Origin of the sequence: Mycobacterium colombiense, assembly GCF_001953985.1 — a bacterium.
In the GTDB taxonomy this organism is placed as follows: Bacteria; Actinomycetota; Actinomycetes; order Mycobacteriales; family Mycobacteriaceae; genus Mycobacterium; species Mycobacterium colombiense_B.
On record NZ_MBEI01000013.1, the window covers coordinates 1 to 19,542 of the forward strand.

Below are 19,542 nucleotides of genomic sequence, written 5' to 3' on the forward strand. Positions count from 1 at the left end.
GACCAGTACCGGGTCGATCTGGTGCTGTGCGGTCACGAACACCACTACGAGCGCTCGCACCCGTTGCGCGGCACGCTGGGCACCGACACCCGCACGCCGATACCCGTCGACACCCGAAACGATGTCGTCGACGCCACACGCGGAACGGTGCACCTGGTCATCGGTGGCGGCGGCACCTCGGCGCCGAGCAACGCGATGTTCTTCCCCGATCTCCGGTGCCGCGTGCTGACCGGCGTGGGCGCATTCGACCCCGGGCTGGGTCGCAAGGCGCCGATCTACGTTCTGGAGGACGCGCCGTGGTCGGCGTTTCGCGACCGCGAGAACCCTTATGGTTTCGTGGGTTTCGACGTCGACCCTGGTCCACCCGGCGGTGACACCTCGATCAAGGCGACGCACTACGCGCTGCGGGGACCTTTCGGTGAGGTCGCGGTGATCGACGAGTTCACGCTCACCAAGCCGCGTGGTGACAAGGCCGGCTAGCCCGGCCCAGCAACATGGCCACAGCGGATTTTATCCCTGTGAAATACTTCAGAAATGGTTGAATCGCCGGGTGGTCCGGTCGCCGGGGGCCGCCTGGCGGACTTCGTGGTCGATCGGCGCATGCTGCTGATCACGGCGCTCGCGGTGCCGATCGGGGCGCTTGCCGCGGGCGCGGCGTGGTGCCTGCTCCGGTTGATCGGGTTGGTCACCAACCTCGTCTTCTACCAGCGCTGGGCCGTCGGCCTGGTGGCCCCGGGGTCCCACCCTCATCCGTGGTGGTTGTTGCTGGGCGCCCCCGTCGTCGGCGGCCTGGTGGTCGGCGTCATGGCGCGGCTGGGCTCGGAGAAGATCCGCGGTCACGGCATGCCCGAAGCGATCGAGGCGATTCTCACCCAGGGCAGCCGTGTCGAACCGAAAGTCGCTATCCTCAAACCTATTTCGGCCGCAATCAGCATCGGCACCGGCGGCCCGTTCGGCGCCGAGGGTCCGATCATCATGACCGGCGGGGCGCTCGGGTCGATCCTCGCCCAACACCTGCACCTGACCGCCGACGAGCGCAAGATCCTGCTGGTTTCCGGAGCCGCCGGCGGGATGGCGGCCACCTTCAATTCGCCGCTGGCGTCCATCCTGCTGGCGGTGGAGCTGCTGCTGTTCGAATGGCGGCCCCGCAGCATGATTCCGGTGACCGCGGCGGTCGTCGTCGCGACCGTCGTGCGCCAATTCATTCTGGGCGGCGCCCCGGTCTTCCCGGTCGACGTTGCGCACCTGAGCCGCATCGACTGGAAGATCGACCTGCTCGCGCTCGTCATCGGGGCGTGCGGCGCGGTGGTCGCCATCGCCGCCACTCGTCTGGTGTATCTGGCCGAAGACGCGTTCTCGCGCCTGCCGATCCACTGGATGTGGTGGCCCGCGATCGGCGGCCTGGTGATCGGGGCGGGCGGGCTGGTCGAGCCACGGGCCCTCGGCGTCGGCTACGACGTGATCGACGCGCTGCTCACCGGCCACGCCACCCTGTCCCTGATCGTCGGCATTCTCGTCGTGAAGACCGCCATCTGGTCACTGTCGTTGGGTTCGGGCACGTCGGGCGGCGTGCTCGCGCCGGTGTTCATGATCGGCGGCGCGCTCGGAGCCCTTGTGGGACAAGGCCTGCCGCACGTGTTCCCGGGTTTCTGGGCGATCCTCGGGCTGGCGGCCGTGGTGGGCGGCGTCATGCGCTCGCCGCTGACCGGCATCGTGTTCACCCTCGAGCTCACCCATGCCTGGCCCGCGCTGCTCCCCTTGATCGTCGCCTCCACCACCGCCTACGCCGCGTCCGTGATGATGCTCGACCGATCCGTGCTGACCGAGAAGATCGCCCGGCGTGGCCTGCACCTGACCCGCGACTACACCACCGACCCGCTCGAAGCGTTCTTCGTTGCCGACGTCATGCATCCCGAGCCGGCGGACATACCCACGGGCGGCAGCGTCAGCAGCCGCGACACCCTGCGGCATGCCGCGAACGTCCTCGCCGAATCGGGCGGCCGCGCGCTGCGCGTCCTGTCGCCGGAGGGCGCCGAACAAGGTCACCTGCTGCTGCAGGATCTCCTTGCCGCCCGCCTGCACGACATCAACGAAGACACCCAGCGCACCCGGCACTTCATCGCGTTCGCGCGGCGGCGCGCCCGACGGGTCGTCGAGCCCGACTAGCTCAAAACAGCGTCGCCTGAACGGGTTCCGGCGGCGGCGCGGGCGAGACCGCTCGCGAGAACGGGCGGTGGTCGCCGGCCAGCCGATGCTTGGCGATCAGCGGGGCGGCCCGCTCCCGCAACATGTCGCGATAGCCCTGCGGCAGGTAGGCACCGCGCCGGTACAGCTCGCGATAGCGGCCGACCAGCTCGGGATGCGAGCGGGCCAGCCACGCCATGAACCAGCCCCGGGTGGAGCTGCGCAGATGCAGGCCGAAGACCGTGACGCTACTAGCGCCGGCCGCCGCGATCTGGCCTAGCAGCCCGTCGAGATGCTCGGCGGAATCGGTGAGATGCGGCAGCACCGGCGCGACCATCACATGACAGTCCAGCCCGGCGGCACGGATCGCGCTGATCAGGCCCAGCCGCGCCTGCGGTGTGGGCGTGCCGGGCTCGACGTCCTTGTGCAGCTCGGGATCGCCGACGGCCAGCGACACCGCGACCGAGACCGGAACCTGCGCGGCGGCTTGGGAGATCAGCGGCAGGTCGCGCCGCAGCAGCGTGCCCTTGGTCAGGATCGACAGCGGCGTGCCCGATTCGGCCAGGGCGCCGATGATGCCGGGCATCAGCGCGTAGCGCCCCTCGGCCCGCTGGTAGGGATCGGTGTTGGTGCCCAGGGCGACGGTCTCGCGCTGCCAGGACGGCCGCCGCAGCTCGCGACGCAGCACCTCGACGACGTTGGTCTTGACGACGACCTGAGTGTCAAAGTCCTTGCCGCAGTTTAGCTCCAGGTATTCGTGGGTGGGCCGAGCGAAGCAGTACCGGCAGGCGTGCGAGCAGCCGCGGTAGCCGTTGACGGTGTAGCGGAACGGCAGCGCCGCCGCGTTCGGCACCTTGTTCAGCGCGGACTTGCACACCACCTCGTGAAAGGTGATCCCGTCGAACTGCGGCGAGCGCACGCTGCGCAGGAAGCCGATGCGTTGCAGCCCCGGGAGCGCCCCGTCCTCTTCGACCGGCGTCCCGTTGACCGCGACGGCCTGGTTTGCCCACCGCATGTGACCTATTCGAACATTAGTTCGAGGGCGAGTCAAGCACGGAGCTCGCGCGAGCGGCTTACACTTCCGCAATGTTCTCGGAAACGCGCTATGCGCTGAACGGGGACATGCGCGTCGCCTACCGAGCTTCGCCCGAAGGTCCACGCGACATCGTGTTCATCCCGAACTGGTTCTCAAACTGCGAGCTCGCGCCCGAAATGCCGGCCATTCAAGGCTGGGTCGAGGCGATGACATCGCTCGGTCGACTGATCTTCTTCGATCAGCCGGGCATGGGAGCCTCCGATCCCGTCAAATCGGGCGTGCCGGCAACCCTGGAGCAATGGGTCGACAGCATTACTGCGGTGCTCGACGCTCTCGGGAGTCGCGAGGCGGTCCTTATCGCGGGCGTCGGCGCGCTCGCGGCGGGGACCCTGTTTGCGGCAACGCATCCTTCACGCACAACCGGGCTGGTAGTGCTAGAGGGCTACGCGGATCCGAACGCCTCGCGCACCAGTGGTCCCGCTCTCGACGAAGTCGCCGCCGCGCTGATCGACATGTGGGGCACAGGAGAGTCGCAACATATCCTGAACCCGGACATGCCCTGGAACGAGGAGATTCGGGCAACTTCGGCTCGGTTCGAACGCCTGTCAGCGAGTCCAGGCACCGCTGCTCTCACGCTGCGTTTCATGGCGGAAATGGACGTACGTGCACTGCTCCCGGCGATCCGCGTGCCCACGCTCGTCGTCCAACACATGGATGACGCTGTGATACCCCGGGATTGGGGCAAGTACATCGCCGATCACATTCCAGCTGCGAAGTACGTTGAGCTGCCTGGGCGAAATCTGTTCCACATAGTCGAACCATGGCGAGAATCCTTCCGAGAGATCGCGCAGTTTCTCACCGGACACCAGCTCGATGTGGCCGATGATCGGGTGCTGGCCACGGTGCTGTTCACCGACATCGTGGACTCGACACGGCGGGCCGCAGAGATGGGCGACCGGGACTGGCATGCCTTGCTTGATGCGCACGATGCCGTCGTCCGTGCGCAACTGTCCCGGTTTCGGGGCCGCGAGGTCAACACCTCGGGTGACGGCTTCCTCGCGATGTTCGATGGCCCTCAGCGAGCGATCCGCTGCGCCGTGGCGATTCGCGACGCGGTGCAGGCGCTCGAAATCGAGGTGCGCGCAGGGCTGCACACCGGCGAATGCGAAGTCCGCGGCGACGACATCGGCGGCATCGGCGTGCACATCGGCGCGCGGGTAAGTGCATTGGCTGGCCCGAACGACGTGCTCGTGTCAAGCACGTTGTGCGACTTGGTGATTGGGTCGGGGCTGGAATTCGAAGAGCGCGGCACACACCAACTCAAGGGTGTGCCCGGTGATTGGCGATTGTTCGCCGTCACCGCCTGGTAAAGCGGTTGCCCGGCAATCAGAATGGCGGTGGATCATCGTCGCCATCGGCCGGTGGAGCGGGACCGAAGTAGGCGGCCTCGCGTTCTCGACGTCTCGCTTGCCGGGCCAATCGATTCTGCCGGCGTTCGGCGGCGACGCGGTGGGCCCGATTCTGGGCCCGGGTGCGCGACCGCTTGGGCATCATCGCGGCGCGCTCGCCGCAGTGGTCGGCCGCCCGCGGCACTGGCGGGCGGATCTCGCCGGTGGGCGCGCACAGGCTCGGGAAGAGCAGGGCGCTGCCCGGCGTGGTGACATAGGAGCGCCCCGACGGGGCGGTCAGGATCAGGGTCCCGTCGGACAACTGGCGTTCCTGCCAGCCCCAAAAGGTCTTCGCCAAATGATGTGTGCGACAAAGACATTTGAGGTTCGACGCGTGGGTTGGTCCGCCCTCGCTGTAGGGAATCGTATGGTCCACATCGCACTCGATGGCAGGGCGGTCACAACCCGGCCAGCGGCAGGTCAAATCTCGACACCGCACAAACTCTGCCAGCGCCTTCGATGGCACGTGACGCGGCTCGGGCGCGGAGTCAACCGGGTGAACCAGCGGCAGCAGCTTCGCCGAGGCGGCCAGCTCGGCCAGCAGCTCCGGCGGGATCAATCCCTCGGCACCCACCTCGACGGCCGGCGCCTGGCCGCCAGTCAGGGTGGCGCGCTCGGCGATCACATGAATCACCACCGGCCCGGCGGAACCCCGTTCCCCCGCGGTGCAATCCGCGAACCCGCACCGGCATCCCAGCCGGTCCGCGCCGGCGGCCAACGCCCCCAACGCATCGGCGCGGCGCTGCTCGCGGCTGCGCGGGTCCCGCTCGCACACCGTGGCCGCTAGCGCGTCCAACCGCCGATCCAGCGCATGCGCATCCGGGCTCAACAGACTGCCTTCGATGTGCGACAGGCCGCCTTCCATATCGACGACCCAGACCTGGCGGTCGGTCCGGCTTTCGGTGCGCCGGCGCACGGCGTCCGCGTCGGCGCGGGCCACGATCTTGTCCACCTGTGCGGCCAACCGCCCCTGCGTCATCGACGGCCAGCGCGGCACCTTGATCGCCAACTCGGCGTCGACCGCCGCCAACACGTCGGGGTCGATGATCAGATCGGTGCGGTAGACGATGGTGGCGAACAACCGAAAATCGAGGTCACCCGCCCGAAAGACGTCACCGACGTTCGGCAGCCGTTCGCGCATTGCACGGGCATACCGCACTCGGCTGGCGGCCAGCCCCTGGCCGATTCGCAACTCCGCGGCCACTTCCGCGCTGACCGCCGCCTCGGTGTCGACCGCCCACTCCTCGGATTCCGAACACCGCGAAAGCCGATACGAAAACAACTCCCCTATCGCAGTCAACTGCTCGGCCGCCGCCCGGTTTTCGACCCGCGAGAACACACCGATCCGCTCCAACAGCGCGGCGGACTCCGGCGTTGGCGACGGATGGTGCCGCTCGACAAGCTCGTCGAACCGGGCGATCACCTCTTCGAACATAGGTTCGATTATGGCACCGGGGTACGACACGTTTCGGGCGCGGCGACCATAGGGGGAGCTCGCGAACGAGGTTAAGCTGCGGGTCACAACCTCCCTACGCCGGCCGCGAGGAAAAATGAGCGAACGCATCGAGACTTCCCGCACCATCGCCGCGCCCGCCCCGGCCATCTTCGCAGTGCTGTGCGACCCGCAGGGCCACGTGGCGATCGACTCGTCCGGAATGCTTCAAGACGCCGAGGGCGAACCGGTGCGCGCCGCCGGTGACCAGTTCGTCGTTCACATGGACCGCGAATCATTGAACGATTTGCCGGAATTGGGCAAATACGACGTCACCGTCGACATCAAGGACTTCGAGCAGGATCGGCTGATTTCCTGGACGGTTCTCGGCCAGATTCGGCCGCCGATCGGTCATGTCTACGGCTACGCGCTCACACCCACCGAGGACGGCTCGGCCACGATCGTCACCTCGTTCTACGACTGGTCGAACATCGACCCGAAGTGGCGGGAAGCCGGAATTTTCCCGATTCTGTCCGAGGGCGCATTGCGCGCGACGCTGGGAATTCTCGACCGCACGGTGCGCCGCGGTTATCCCCGCGGATAAACCCCCCAGCCACCGCCACCCGCCAACGTGACCGCCAACGAAGCAACCCATTGCCGCCGCGATCACACGGACAGTCTTCGGGCCGAGGGACCCAGAATAAGCGAATTCCAAGGTTGGTAAGCAAATCTATAGAGTTCGGTCTGTGATCGTGTCGTGCTTCAATTGTGATTCTTGACGAGCATTGTTACCGCAACCACTTGAGTGTCTGAAGCACCGGCGCTCCAGCGGAAGTTGAGGAGTATTCCCTTGTTACGGAACATGTTTGCCATTTCGGACGCTCGCAGACCACTGACCCGAGCCGCGCTGGGTACGGCGCTCGCGCTGGCCGCAATTGGGTTTGGCGGCGGGGTCGCAGGAGCGGCTCCGCAGCAACCTTTGCCTGTCGACGATCCAGTGCCAGTCCCGGCCCCCGCCGAGCTCAACCCGGCCACCGCTGTGAATATCGCCAACACGATCTTCGGCGAGCTCGGTTCTCTATTGAATTCCTTCTTTCCCGGCAGCGGTTCCAGTACAGCCCCCGTGGCTCCGGGCTATCCGAGCACGGTGTTGCCGGGGCTGAGTCCTGCCGTGCCGTATTCGCCCGGCGCGGCACTGCCCGATCCATCGTCGTTCTAGGTCGCGGGGCCTCTGGGCGCAACCGAAGTTCCGCGCGCTCTTCGCCATGGCGCTCAGGAGCGGGGCGGCCGGCTGCCGTCGATTCACGTGGCGGATGCGTTGTTGGATCACCGCCGTGGCTGACCGAGTGGGGCTAAACGGGTACGGCGCAGGCGACTACGTGCTGTCGAGTTGCGAAAGCACCTCGGCGACAACGGAATCCAGCGCGACGGGGACCTGCTCCCCGGTCCCGAGATCCTTCACCCCGACGGTGCCGGCCTCGATGTCGCGGTCGCCGAGGACCAGCGCGATCCGGGCCCCGGAGCGGTCTGCCGCGCGCATCGCGCCCTTGAGACCGCGGTCGCCGTAGGCCAGGTCCACGCGCACACCGCCGGCGCGCAACTGCGCGGCCAGCACCGCCAGCCGCAGCTTGGCCTGCTCGCTCAGCGGCACGCCGAACACCTCGCACCGCGCGGTCTCCGCCACGCTCTTGCCCTCCGCGCGCAGCGCCAGCAGTGTCCGGTCTACACCGAGCCCAAACCCGATGCCGGACAGGTCTTGTCCGCCGAGCTGGTGCATCAGCCCGTCGTAGCGGCCACCGCCGCCGATGCCCGATTGCGCGCCCAGGCCGTCGTGCACGAACTCGAACGTGGTCTTCGTGTAGTAGTCCAGCCCGCGCACCATGCGGGGGTTGATGACGTAGGGCACCCCCATCGCGTCCAGGTGCGCCAACACGGTGTCGAAGTGTTGCTTGGCCGCATCGGACAGGTGATCGAGCAGCACCGGGGCGTCCGCCGTCATGGCGCGCACCTCGGGCCGCTTATCGTCGAGCACCCGCAGCGGGTTGATCTGCGCCCGCCGTCGCGTCTCCTCGTCCAGGTCGAGGGCAAACAGGAAGTCCTGCAACAGTTCCCGGTACTGCGGTCGGCAGCTGTCGTCACCCAGCGAGGTGATCTCCAGGCGGAATCCGTCCAGCCCGAGGGAGCGGAAGCCGGCGTCGGCGATCGCGATCACCTCGGCGTCCAGGGCCGGGTCGTCGACGCCGATCGCCTCTACGCCGACCTGCTGCAGCTGGCGATAGCGGCCGGCCTGCGGACGTTCATAGCGGAAAAACGGCCCCGCGTAACAGAGTTTGACCGGCAGCGCGCCGCGGTCCAGGCCGTGTTCGATGACCGCGCGCACCACGCCCGCCGTGCCCTCGGGCCGCAACGTCACCGAACGATCGCCACGGTCGGCGAACGTGTACATCTCTTTGGACACCACGTCGGTGGATTCGCCGACGCCACGGGCGAACAGGGCGGTGTCTTCGAAGATGGGCAACTCGATATCGCCGTAGCCGGCCCGGCGGGCGGCGTCGAGCAGGCCGTCGCGCACCGCGACGAACGGGGCCGAATCCGGCGGGACGTAGTCCGGCACGCCCTTGGGCGCAGAAAACGCGGAGAACTCGCTCACGGGCTACAGGCCTTCGAGGAACGGGTTGAGGCGGCGCTCGGCGCCGATGGTGGTGGAGTTGCCGTGCCCCGGCAACACCACGGTCTTGTCGTCCAGCACCAGAAGTTTGTCGACGATCGAGGTCAGCAGGTCACGGCCGCTGCCGCCGAACAGGTCGGTGCGGCCCACCGCGCGTTCGAACAGCGTGTCACCGGTGAACACCACGTCATCGTCCCCGGCGACCCGGAACACCACCGACCCGCGGGTGTGTCCGGGCGTGTGGTCGACGTTGACGGTCACACTGCCCAAGTCCAGCTTGTCGCCGTCGCGGTCCAGCTCGACCACCTGCTTGGGCTCCCGCCAGAAGGCGCCCGCCACCATCTGCGCCAGGCGCGGGCCTAGGCCGTAGATCGGGTCGGTGAGCATGAACCTGTCCTCGGGATGGATGTAGGTCGGGCAACCGTAGGTGTCGGACACCTTCTGCGCCGACCACATGTGGTCGATGTGCCCGTGGGTCAGCAGCACCGCGGCCGGTGTCAGCCGGTTTTTGTCCAGGATGTCTCGCAGCGGACCCATCGCCCGCTGTCCCGGATCCACGATGACGGCGTCCGTTCCTGGCCGCTCGGCCAGCACGTAGCAGTTGCACTGCAACATGCCGGCGGGAAATCCGGTGATCAACACGGTTCCCAGTTTCCCATGGGCCCCACTTGACACGAGTCGCGGCGCCCACATTAGCCTGAGCTGGCAACTCTCCCGTTTAAGGGGCCCCGATCCAAATCATGGAGGCATAGCGGCCGTGCCGACCAACGAACAGCGACGTGCCAACGCCAAGCGCAAGCTCGAACGGCAGCTGGAGCGGCGAGCGAAGCAAGCCAAGACGCGCAGGATCGTGCTGATCGCGGCCGGCTCGATCGTGGCCGTGGCCGTGATCGCGGCGGTGGTGATCACGATCGTCAACACCAAGCACGACGACCACAAGAGCAACGCCGCGGCGTCGACGACCACCAGCAGCAGCAGCGCGCCGGAGACGACGGCGCCCGGCCAGCCGGGTCAGACCGCGCCGCTGCCGCCGTTCAAGCCGTCGGCCAACGTGGGCGCCAACTGTCAGTACCCGGCCTCACCCGAGCCGGCGGCCAAGCAGGTCAAGCCGCCGCGGACGGGCAAAGTGCCCACCGATCCCGCCCAGGTGAGCGCCAGCATGGTCACCAACCAGGGCCACATCGGCCTGTTGCTGGCGAACAACGAATCACCTTGCACCGTCAATAGTTTCGCGAGCCTGGCGGGCCAGAAATACTTCGACAACACCAAGTGCCACCGGCTGACCACTTCGCAGGGCCTGGGCGTCCTGCAGTGCGGCGACCCGAAGGGCGAGGGCACCGGCGGTCCGGGCTACCAATTCGCCAACGAATACCCGACCGACCAGTTCCCGCCGAACGACCCCAAGGCGCAGGAGCCCGTCGTCTATCCGCGCGGCACCCTGGCCATGGCGAACGCCGGGCCCGGTACCAACGGCAGCCAATTCTTCTTGGTGTACAAGGACTCCCAGCTGCCGCCGCAGTACACCGTGTTCGGCACCATCCAGGCCGACGGGCTGGCCACCCTGGACAAGATCGCCAAGGCCGGCGTCGCCGGCGGCGGTGAAGACGGGGCACCCGCCACCGAGGTGACCATCACCTCGCTGCTGCTCGACTAGGCCGAATCGACGCGAAACTCCCTCTGATCGGCGGGATTCGCCCGACGCGCACCCCCGAGAGCTTATGGTCGTTGGGTGAATCTGGATCCAGACTCATTCGGTCATTACCGAATCTTGGACTTGTTGGGGCGCGGCGGGATGGGACGCGTATACCGCGCCTACGACACAACCACGGATCGGGTAGTCGCACTGAAAGTGCTTCCGCCGCATCTGGCTGAGGATCAAGACTTTCAGCAGCGTTTCCGCCGAGAGGCCCGCATAGCGGCGGCCCTCAACGACCCGCACGTGGTGCCCATCCACGGTTTTGGCGAGCTGGACGGCCGGCTCTATGTCGACATGCGGCTGATCGAGGGCCGCCACTTGTCGCAGTACATCAACGAAAACGGCGACCGACTCAGCCCCGAGCAAACGGTCGCGGTGATCGAGCAGGTCGCGGCGGCGCTGGACAGCGCCCGCCAGGCGGGGTTGATCCACCGCGACATCAAACCGATGAACATCTTGATCACGACCGCACACAATTTCGTCTATTTGATCGACTTCGGTCTTGCCCGCACGGAGGCCGACACCCAACTCACGCAGACCGGTGCCACGATGGGCACCGTCGCGTACATGGCGCCCGAGCGCTTCAAAGGCAAAACGGATCACCGCGCCGACGTCTACTCGTTGGCCTGCGTTTTGCACGAGTGCTTGACCGGCAAGCGCCCCTACGCGGGAGAGAGCCTCGAAGAACAGCTCAACGCGCACCTGAACGCCCCACCGCCGCGACCGTCCGCAACCGCACCCGGTGTCCCGTCGGCCTTCGACGCGGTTGTCGCCCGCGGCATGGCCAAGGACCCCGAACAGCGGTATCAGACGGCAATCGAGCTCGCCGAGGCTGCCAGAGCGGCGCTGCTCGGTGGCGCGGCTACGTCGGGACCTCCGGGCGCGGCGCCCCCGGGGCCCGCGGCTCCCCCGCCGGCCAGCAAAGCCGATCCGCCGTTGCAGCCCGGCCGCCCGACGCATTCGCGGCGTCTGCTGGTCGGCATCGTCGGCGCATCGGCGCTGGCGCTGGCCGCGGTGGCGGCGCTGGTCATCGCGCTGGTGACGCAGAGCCACGGTTCGGCCGACAGCACGGGAGCTTCCACCCAGACCCGGGCGCGGGCGCCCGGCAGGACCGGGTCGAACCCCGGATCCAGTGCGTCGGCGACGGTACCGCCGTTGCCGGCATTCGCACCGCCGGCCGATCTCGGGGCCAACTGCCAATATCGTTCGGTGCCGGACCCGGTCACCCGGCCGGTGAACCCGCCGCAGTCGGGCCGGGTGTCCACCACTCCGCCGCAGATCGGCGCGGTCATCTCCACCAACTTCGGTGACATCTCCATCCAGCTCGCCAATTCCGAGTCCCCCTGCACCGTGAACAGCTTCATCAGCCTGGCCAAGCAGCAGTTCTTCGACAACACCCAGTGCGCCCGGCTGATCAGCTCACAAGACGGCGGATCGCTGTTGTGTGGCGGCCCCGAGGTGGACGGCTCGGGCGGCCCCGGTTACGAATTCGGCGACGAGTACCCCACGGATCAATACAAGCCCGACGACCCCGCGCTGCGTGCGACGGTGGTGTACCCGCGCGGCACCATCGTGATGGCCACCGAGGGACCCAACACCAACGGCAGCCAATTCGCCTTGATCTTCAAGGATTCCGAGATGGAGCCGCAGAGCACGGTGCTGGGCACCATCGATCAAGCCGGGCTGGAGACCCTGGACAAGATCGCCCGGGCGGGCATCGCCGGCAATCGTCAGAGCGGCGCGCCCACCAACCCGGTCAAGATCACCTCGGTGCGGCTGAGCTAGGCGGGTTCACGCCGCCGACGTCACGCGGTAGACGTCGTAGACGCCTTCGACGTTGCGCACGACGTTGAGCAGATGGCCGAGGTGCTTGGGGTCGCCCATCTCAAAGGTGAAGCGGCTGATGGCAACTCGGTCGCCGGAGGTGGTGACCGACGCGGACAGGATGTTGACCTTCTCGTCGGCCAGCACCCGCGTGACGTCCGACAGCAGCCGGTGCCGGTCGAGCGCCTCGACCTGGATGGCCACCAGGAACACCGACGACGGCGATGGCGCCCAGTGCACTTCGATGATGCGCTCGGACTGCTGCTGCAGCGAGGCCGCGTTGGTGCAGTCGGTGCGGTGCACGCTCACGCCACCGCCGCGGGTGACGAACCCCATGATCTGGTCGCCGGGCACCGGGGTGCAGCATTTCGCCAGCTTGGTCAGCACGCCGGGGGCACCGGGGACCGAGACGCCGACGTCGTCACTGCTGCGCGGGCGGCGCAACATGGTTGTCGGCGTGGACCGTTCGGCGAGATCCTCCTCGGCCTGGTCGATGCCGCCGAGTTCGGCCAGCAGCCGCTGCACGACGTGCCGGGCCGACACATGCCCCTCACCGATCGCCGTGTAGAGCGCGGACACGTCGGTGTAGTGCAGCTCGCGCGCCACCGCCGCCAGCGTCTCGCCATTAACCAAGCGCTGCAACGGAAGTCCGCCGCGACGCACCTCGCGGGCCATGGCGTCCTTGCCGGATTCGAGCGCCTCCTCGCGGCGCTCCTTGGCGAACCACTGCCGGATCTTGGCCTTGGCGCGTGGTGAGACCACGAACTGCTGCCAGTCCCGCGACGGCCCGGCGTTGGCCGCCTTGGAGGTGAAAACCTCGACGACTTCGCCGTTTTCCAGCTTGCGCTCCAGCGCCACCAGCCGCCCGTTCACCCGGGCGCCGATGCAGCGGTGCCCGACCTCGGTGTGCACCGCATACGCGAAGTCCACCGGTGTCGAACCGTTGGGCAGGGTGATCACGTCGCCCTTGGGCGTGAACACGAAGATCTCTTGGACCGCAAGGTCATAGCGCAGGGACTCGAGGAACTCGCCCGGGTCCGCGGCCTCCCGCTGCCAGTCGAGCAGCTGGCGCATCCAGGCCATGTCGTCGATCTCGGCCGCGGCGTGCGGATGCGGAAGGCCGTTGCGCCCCTTGGCTTCCTTATAGCGCCAGTGCGCGGCGATGCCGTATTCGGCGGTGCGGTGCATGTCGCGGGTGCGGATCTGCACCTCCAGCGGCTTGCCCTCCGGCCCCACGACGGTGGTGTGCAGCGACTGGTAGACGCCGTACCGCGGCTGGGCGATGTAGTCCTTGAACCGCCCGGCCATCGGCTGCCACAGCGAATGCACCACGCCGACAGCGGCATAGCAGTCGCGGATCTCGTCGCACAGGATGCGGATGCCGACCAGGTCGTGGATGTCGTCGAAGTCGCGGCCCTTGACGATCATCTTCTGGTAGATGGACCAGTAGTGCTTGGGCCGACCCTCGACCGTCGCCTTGATCTTCGACGCGCCCAGGGTGTTGACGATCTCCGCACGCACCTTGGCCAGGTAGGTGTCCCGCGACGGCGCGCGCCCGGCGACCAGCCGGACGATCTCCTCGTACTTCTTGGGATGCAAGATCGCGAACGACAGGTCTTCCAGTTCCCACTTGACGCTGGCCATCCCCAGCCGATGCGCAAGGGGCGCAATCACTTCCAGCGTCTCGCGGGCTTTGCGCGCCTGCTTCTCCGGCGGCAGGAAGCGCATGGTGCGCATGTTGTGCAGCCGGTCGGCGACCTTGATCACCAGCACGCGCGGATCGCGCGCCATCGCGGTGATCATCTTGCGGATGGTCTCGCCCTCGGCGGCGCTGCCCAGCACCACCCGGTCCAATTTGGTGACGCCATCGACCAGGTGGCCCACCTCTTCGCCGAATTCCTCGCTCAACGCGTCCAGCGTGTACCCGGTGTCCTCGACGGTGTCGTGCAGCAGCGCGGCCACCAAAGTCGTGGTGTCCATGCCCAATTCGGCCAGAATGGTCGCGACGGCCAGCGGGTGGGTGATGTAGGGGTCGCCGGAATGGCGTAGCTGGCTGGCGTGCCGCTGGTCGGCGACCTCGAAGGCGCGCTGCAACAGCGACACGTTCGCCTTCGGGTAGATCTCCCGGTGCACCGCCACCAGCGGTTCCAGCACCGGGTTGAGCGTGCTGCGCTGCGCCGTCATCCGGCGGGCCAGCCTGGCCCGGACCCTCCGCGACGCGCTGCTGGACGTTTTCAGGGATTCGGCCGGTGGCTCCGGAACCTCCATCGGCTGCGTGATGGCCGGCGGCTCCGTGACTTTAGTGGGCGCGTCGAGCGCTTGCGCCGCGCTGTTTTCCTCCGCCACGTTGGTCACCTCCGAAATCGAGGATATCTCCAATGCCTGAGCACTACTCGCAAGTCAGGCTGTGTACCGGCAACGGCGCGACCGCTTCCCGGCCGCGCAGCTCGCCCAGTTCGAACACCACCGCCGCCGCCATCACGTTGGCCCCGGCGCGCCCGAGCAGCCGCACCGACGCGGCCAGGGTACCGCCGCTGGCCAGCACGTCGTCGATGATCGTGATGTTGGTCCCGCGCAGGTCCATGCCGTCGGCGGGGATTTCCAGCGTCGCGCTGCCGTATTCCAGGTCGTAGCGCTCGGCGTGTACCGGCGGCGGCAGCTTGCCGGCCTTGCGAATGGCCAGCACACCGGTCTGTAGCCGGTCGGCGACGGCCGCGGCCAGCAGGAATCCCCGGGCCTCGATGCCGGCCACCAGATCCGCACCGGAGGCGATCTCGGCCAATGCGCCGGTGACCGCCGTCATCGCCGTCGCGTCCGCGAACACCGGGGTGAGGTCCTTGAACTGGACACCGGGCTTGGGGAAATCGGCCACCTTGCGCGTCAGCGACGCGATCAGCTCGGCGACCGGCGCCCGCGCGCCGGCGCTCGTCATCGGGGCCTCACTGGATCAGCGCCCATCGGTCCATGTTCCAGCCAGCGCCCCACCGCGTCGGGTTCTTGCTGACCGCGTACATCTTCTTCGAGGTCAACAGCGTGCGCTGCTGCCGGTACAGCGGCAGGGTGGGCATGTCGCCCCACAGTACCGGGGCGGTTTCGGTCAACAGCCGGACTCGTTCGGCGGCGTCAGCCGAGACGGCCAGCGCGCTGATTGCGTTGTCGACCTGGGGATTCGAGTACCCGGACAGGTTGTTGCCGTTGCCGGTGTGCAGGGCGTAGGCATCGAGCGCCGACGACCCCGTCGACCCGCTGCCGGTGGCACCGCCGGTGCTGGCCAGCAACGCGTCGATCTTGCCGTCCCGCAGCGCCTGCGGGCCCGGCCCGTCCAGGATGACGCCGGCGACGGTGACACCCGCCGCGGCGCACGCCTTGGTGATGACGCCGACGTTGACCGCGAGCCGCGCGTTGGGCCCCTGATACCCGATCCGCACCGTCAGGGGCGCGCCGCCCAGCGCCTTGCGCGCGGCGACCGGGTCGGCCTTGCCGAACGGTTCGGCCTCGGCGGCCCCGTCAGCGGCCGACACGGCGTCATCGGTGGCCGGGTCCAGGCGGGAGTTGGCGATCGGCGTCCCCGCGTCCTTGGCCAGCGAATCGCGTGGCGTGCACAGCGCGACGGCGCGGCGGGCCTTGGGCGCCGCCAGCGGGCCCTGCGGGGCGAAGATCAGCTGCTCGACGCCGTCCGACGGCCCGTCGGAGCGCTCGTAGTTGTCCGGCGTGGTCAGCGCCCCCGAGGAACCCGCGGCGACGTCGACCACGTCGACGCTGCGGCTGTTGACCCGGTCCTGGATGTCGGGCCCCTGCGACCACACGGTGACCCGCTTGGTGATGGCCTTGGGCCCCCACCAGCGGTCGTTGGCGACGAGCACCACGGCGCCGCCGTCCAACACGGATGCGATCTTGTACGGCCCCGACGACGGGAAACGCTTGACGTCGATCCCGGGCTTGAGGTCCCAGGTGGTGTTCCACAGCTTCGCGATCTGCTGCACCAGTGGCCCGTTGTTGCTGAGCAGGGCCGCGGTCACGTCGACGTTGAGTTGGTCGGCGATGACGTGCGACGGCATCAGCGTGGTCGCGGTGAACAGCTGGGTGTAGTCCACAACGCCGCGGTCCGGAATGAAGGACACCCGGGCCTTCTTTTGCCCGGGGATGCATTCGACGTTGGCGATGTCGAGGTAGCCGGCCTGGGTGGCGGCATGGAAGTCGGGGAACTTGCCGGACTGGGCCGCCCAGGCGAGGACGATATCGTCGCAGGTCACCGGCTTTCCGTCGGAGTAGACGGCGTTGTCGGCGATCTGGTAGTCGAGCACCAGCGGCGTGCCACCGACCACCGACACGGTGCCGAAGTCGCGGTCGGCGACGGTTTGCCCGTCGGGCCCGTGATAGCTGAAGCCGGTGAGCGTGCGGGCGAACGCCTGCGCTCCGGCCGAGGCGGCGCCGGCCACGGTGTTGGTGTTGTAGGTGGACAGCGGGCCGTCGACCACGTAGTCGATCTGGGACGCGGCGCTGCCCGCGCAGGCGGTCAGCGTGACAGCGGCCACCAGCACTACCGCCAATCCTCCGCCGATCCACCCCGCGAGGGCCCGACGGCCGATGAGCGCGCCACGATCGGCCCCAGCTCCCCGGTACCCGGTGGCCATGGGCCTACCGCCGGCCGACGTTCCGCTTGCCGGTGGGACGACGGGTCCCGGTCGGCCGCACGGGACGGGCGCCCGGCGCCGGCTTGCTCGGCGCGGGCTTGGACGGCTCGGCCGCCGCCGTCGCTTCGTCCGCCTCCTCGGCGGTCTCGGCCTCATCGTCGCCGGCGCCGGTGTCGGCGGCCGCCCGGGAGCCGGGGCTGCGCCGGCGCGTCACGCGTCGGGTGTGGGTGCGCACCAGCTCGGTGCGCTCGCGCAGCGTGACCAGCAGCGGGGTGGCGAAGAAGATCGACGAGTAGGTGCCGACCAGGATGCCGACCAGCTGCACCAGCGCCAGGTCCTTCAGCGTGCCGACGCCCAGCAGCCACACCGCCACGACCATCAGCGCCAGCACCGGCAGCACGCTGATCAGGCTGGTGTTGATGGAACGCATGAACGTCTGGTTGATCGCCAGGTTGGCCTGCTCGGCGAAGGTGCGCCGGGTGGTGTGCTGGAAGCCGTGGGTGTTCTCCTCGACCTTGTCGAACACGATGACGGTGTCGTAGAGGGAGAAGCCGAGAATCGTCAGCAAGCCGATGACGGTGGCCGGCGTGACCTCGAAACCGACCAGCGAGTACACCCCGGCGGTGACGCTCAGGTCGAAAACCATGGTGGTCAGCGCGGAGATGGCCATGTACCGCTCGTAGCGGATCATGATGTAGACGCCGACCAGCACCAGGAAGACGGCGAGCGCGATCAGGGCCTTGTCGGTGATCTGGTCGCCCCAGGTCTCGGAGACGGCCGCGTCGCTGATCGCCTGCTTGCTGGGCTTGCCGTCGGCGCCCTTGGGTCCGAAGGCGTCGAACAGGGCGTTGCGCAGCTTCGTGGTCTGGTCGTTGGTCAGCGTTTCCGAGCGGATCTGCACGGTCGCGCCCGCGCCGTTGCCGACGACGACCACCGTCTCCGGATCGTTGCCGATGGCCTTGCGGAACACCTCGGTCACCTGCGAGGTCTGCACGATGCCGGTCTTCCCGGCGGCGGGCATCGACACCGTCGTGCCGCCGTTGAAGTCGATGCCGAAGGTGAAGCCGCGCAGCAGGATGGACAGGACGGCGATGGCGACGATCGCGCCGCTGATGCCGAACCACAACCGGCGCCGGCCGACCACCTCGAACGCGCCGGTGCCGGTGTAGAGGCGCGACAGGAAGCCGTGGTGGGGCTGCCCGGCGGCGCCGCTGTCGGTCAATTCGGTAGCGCCTTCGGATGCTTCGGTGATCTCGGTTGCGTCTTTGGAGGCTTTGGAGGGAGTCATGCGTTATCCCCGTCCCGTCTTGACCTGCGCCGAAGCCCGCCGTTCGCGGGCAACCTGCTGAACGGCACCCAGGCCGTTGTAGGCCGGCCTCGCCAGCGTCGGGGACTTGGACGCCAGGTACACCAGCGGCCAGGTCACCAGGAACACCACCACGATGTCGAGGACCGTGGTGAGGCCCAACGTGAAGGCGAATCCGCGCACCTGGCCGATGGCCAGCGCGTAGAGCACCGCGGCGGCCAGGAAGGTGACGGCGTTACCCGACACGATCGTCTTGCGGGCGCGCACCCAGCCTCGTGGCACCGCCGACCGGAACGAACGGCCCTCGCGGATCTCGTCTTTGATGCGCTCGAAGAAGACGACGAACGAGTCGGCGGTGGTGCCGATACCGATGATCAGACCCGCGATGCCGGCCAGGTCCAGGGTGTAGTTGATCTGCCGGCCCAGGATCACCAGGATCGCGAAAATCATTGCCCCGGAAGCGGCCAGCGACAGCGCCGTGAGCAATCCCAGCACCCGGTAGTAGAGCAGCGAGTACAGCAGCACCAGGATCAAGCCGATCGCGCCCGCGACCAACCCGGCCCGCAGCGAGGTCAATCCCAGTGTCGCCGAGACGGTTTGGGCCTCCGACGATTCGAAGGACAGCGGCAGCGAGCCGTATTTGAGGACGTTGGCCAGCTGCTTGGCGGTCGCGGCGGTGAACGGCGGATCGCCACCGCTGATCTGGGTCCGGCCGCCGGGAATGGCTTCCTGGATCATCGGCGCGCTGACGACCTGCGAGTCCAGGGTGAACGCGGTCTGGGTACCGATGTGGGCGGCGGTGAAGTCGGCCCAGGTGTTGGCAGCGGCGGACTTGAATTGCAGGTCGACGACGTAGCCGATGCCGCGCTGGTTCTGGCTCGCGCTGGCGTCCTGGATCTGGTCGCCGCTGATGATCGACGGGCCCAGCAGGTAGGCGACCTTGTGGTCGGTCGAGCAGGTGATCAGCGGCTGGGCCGGATCGTCGTTGCCGGCCAGGATGTCTTCTTTGTCGCAGCGCGTCGCCTGGAACTGCAGGGCGAGGAACTGGATGCCCTGACGCGTGCTCTGGCGCCACTTCTTCTCGTCGGCGATGCGATCGGCGAGTTCCTTGCGCGGATCAGGCGGCGCGGGCGCTTCGGCGGGCGGCGCCCCTTCGGCCGGCGCGCCGGGCGCGGGAGCGGGCGCTGGTGCGGGAGCGCCGGGTGCGGGCGCGGGCGCGTTCGAGCCGGGCGCCGGAGGTGCGGGGCTGGGCGTCGGCGGGGGGTCCTGGGGATACGGGCGCGGCCGCGCGCCCGCCTACCGGTCGCTTATTCA

Annotated in this window: 14 protein-coding genes and 2 pseudogenes; 7 read left to right on the forward strand and 9 right to left on the reverse strand. The window is 68.1% G+C overall.

All coding sequences use genetic code 11. The features are described 5' to 3' along the window. Nucleotides 1–480, forward strand: a pseudogene (locus A5732_RS02675) (hypothetical protein); the annotation flags it as partial. Nucleotides 481–534: 54 nt separating this feature from the next. After that, nucleotides 535–2,166 carry a chloride channel protein gene (locus A5732_RS02680; RefSeq protein WP_076100478.1) on the forward strand — a complete coding sequence of 544 codons (1,632 nt, stop codon included), beginning with the start codon at nucleotides 535–537 and terminating at the stop codon, nucleotides 2,164–2,166. Between the two features lies 1 nt (nucleotide 2,167). Here A5732_RS02680 and A5732_RS02685 read toward each other — a convergent pair whose 3' ends face one another. After that, a complete protein-coding gene (locus A5732_RS02685; protein WP_076053313.1) occupies nucleotides 2,168–3,199 on the reverse strand; it encodes an Rv2578c family radical SAM protein in 1,032 nt (343 codons plus the stop codon). Between the two features lie 71 nt (nucleotides 3,200–3,270). Here A5732_RS02685 and A5732_RS02690 point away from each other — a divergent pair, with 71 nt between their 5' ends. After that, on the forward strand, nucleotides 3,271–4,590 hold the full coding sequence (locus A5732_RS02690; protein WP_076100481.1) for an adenylate/guanylate cyclase domain-containing protein: 1,320 nt from the start codon (nucleotides 3,271–3,273) through the stop codon (nucleotides 4,588–4,590). A 16-nt stretch (nucleotides 4,591–4,606) separates the two neighbouring features. Here A5732_RS02690 and A5732_RS02695 read toward each other — a convergent pair whose 3' ends face one another. Next, entirely contained in the window at nucleotides 4,607–6,103 is a 1,497-nt protein-coding gene (locus tag A5732_RS02695; RefSeq protein ID WP_076100483.1) for an HNH endonuclease signature motif containing protein, read from the reverse strand. Nucleotides 6,104–6,218: 115 nt separating this feature from the next. Here A5732_RS02695 and A5732_RS02700 point away from each other — a divergent pair, with 115 nt between their 5' ends. Then, complete coding sequence (locus tag A5732_RS02700; protein WP_076100486.1) at nucleotides 6,219–6,704, forward strand: SRPBCC family protein; 486 nt, start codon at nucleotides 6,219–6,221, stop codon at nucleotides 6,702–6,704. Between the two features lie 246 nt (nucleotides 6,705–6,950). Beyond that, nucleotides 6,951–7,319, forward strand: a complete 369-nt coding sequence (locus A5732_RS26840; protein WP_142256538.1) for a hypothetical protein — start codon at nucleotides 6,951–6,953, stop codon at nucleotides 7,317–7,319. A gap of 156 nt (nucleotides 7,320–7,475) precedes the next feature. Here the strand turns inward: A5732_RS26840 and hisS are convergent, their stop codons facing one another. Together hisS and A5732_RS02710 are read right to left on the reverse strand one after the other, a co-directional pair. Beyond that, nucleotides 7,476–8,750 carry a histidine--tRNA ligase gene (gene hisS, locus A5732_RS02705; protein WP_076100488.1) on the reverse strand — a complete coding sequence of 425 codons (1,275 nt, stop codon included), beginning with the start codon at nucleotides 8,748–8,750 and terminating at the stop codon, nucleotides 7,476–7,478. Between the two features lie 3 nt (nucleotides 8,751–8,753). After that, nucleotides 8,754–9,410: an MBL fold metallo-hydrolase gene (locus A5732_RS02710; RefSeq protein WP_076053321.1), complete on the reverse strand. Its 657-nt coding sequence runs from the start codon at nucleotides 9,408–9,410 to the stop codon at nucleotides 8,754–8,756. A gap of 115 nt (nucleotides 9,411–9,525) precedes the next feature. Between A5732_RS02710 and A5732_RS02715 the strand changes: the two genes are divergently transcribed. Continuing rightward, nucleotides 9,526–10,422: a peptidylprolyl isomerase gene (locus tag A5732_RS02715; RefSeq protein ID WP_064951858.1), complete on the forward strand. Its 897-nt coding sequence runs from the start codon at nucleotides 9,526–9,528 to the stop codon at nucleotides 10,420–10,422. Nucleotides 10,423–10,497: 75 nt separating this feature from the next. Then, entirely contained in the window at nucleotides 10,498–12,249 is a 1,752-nt protein-coding gene (locus A5732_RS02720) for a protein kinase domain-containing protein (protein ID WP_076100490.1), read from the forward strand. A gap of 6 nt (nucleotides 12,250–12,255) precedes the next feature. On the opposite strand, the gene A5732_RS02725 is transcribed toward A5732_RS02720, so the two are convergent. The 5 genes and pseudogenes from A5732_RS02725 to secD all read right to left on the reverse strand — a co-directional run. Next, nucleotides 12,256–14,634 (reverse strand): RelA/SpoT family protein, encoded by a 2,379-nt coding sequence (locus A5732_RS02725; protein WP_064951926.1) that lies wholly within the window; start codon nucleotides 14,632–14,634, stop codon nucleotides 12,256–12,258. A gap of 43 nt (nucleotides 14,635–14,677) precedes the next feature. After that, a complete protein-coding gene (locus A5732_RS02730) occupies nucleotides 14,678–15,220 on the reverse strand; it encodes an adenine phosphoribosyltransferase (protein WP_076100492.1) in 543 nt (180 codons plus the stop codon). A gap of 7 nt (nucleotides 15,221–15,227) precedes the next feature. Next, nucleotides 15,228–16,922: an ABC transporter substrate-binding protein gene (locus A5732_RS02735; RefSeq protein WP_076100494.1), complete on the reverse strand. Its 1,695-nt coding sequence runs from the start codon at nucleotides 16,920–16,922 to the stop codon at nucleotides 15,228–15,230. A gap of 4 nt (nucleotides 16,923–16,926) precedes the next feature. Next, nucleotides 16,927–18,210 carry a protein translocase subunit SecF gene (gene secF, locus A5732_RS02740; protein ID WP_076100496.1) on the reverse strand — a complete coding sequence of 428 codons (1,284 nt, stop codon included), beginning with the start codon at nucleotides 18,208–18,210 and terminating at the stop codon, nucleotides 16,927–16,929. A gap of 3 nt (nucleotides 18,211–18,213) precedes the next feature. Continuing rightward, nucleotides 18,214–19,500, reverse strand: a pseudogene (gene secD, locus A5732_RS02745) (protein translocase subunit SecD); the annotation flags it as partial. Between the last annotated feature and the right edge of the window lie 42 nt (nucleotides 19,501–19,542).

Bases quoted from the DNA above. Each gene is read 5' to 3' on its own strand.
- A5732_RS02680 (WP_076100478.1), top strand. From the start codon at position 535: ATGGTTGAATCGCCGGGTGGTCCGGTCGCCGGGGGCCGCCTGGCGGAC.
- A5732_RS02685 (WP_076053313.1), bottom strand. From the start codon at position 3,199: ATGCGGTGGGCAAACCAGGCCGTCGCGGTCAACGGGACGCCGGTCGAA.
- A5732_RS02690 (WP_076100481.1), top strand. From the start codon at position 3,271: ATGTTCTCGGAAACGCGCTATGCGCTGAACGGGGACATGCGCGTCGCC.
- A5732_RS02695 (WP_076100483.1), bottom strand. From the start codon at position 6,103: ATGTTCGAAGAGGTGATCGCCCGGTTCGACGAGCTTGTCGAGCGGCAC.
- A5732_RS02700 (WP_076100486.1), top strand. From the start codon at position 6,219: ATGAGCGAACGCATCGAGACTTCCCGCACCATCGCCGCGCCCGCCCCG.
- A5732_RS02730 (WP_076100492.1), bottom strand. From the start codon at position 15,220: ATGACGAGCGCCGGCGCGCGGGCGCCGGTCGCCGAGCTGATCGCGTCG.
- A5732_RS02735 (WP_076100494.1), bottom strand. From the start codon at position 16,922: ATGGCCACCGGGTACCGGGGAGCTGGGGCCGATCGTGGCGCGCTCATC.
- secF (WP_076100496.1), bottom strand. From the start codon at position 18,210: ATGACTCCCTCCAAAGCCTCCAAAGACGCAACCGAGATCACCGAAGCA.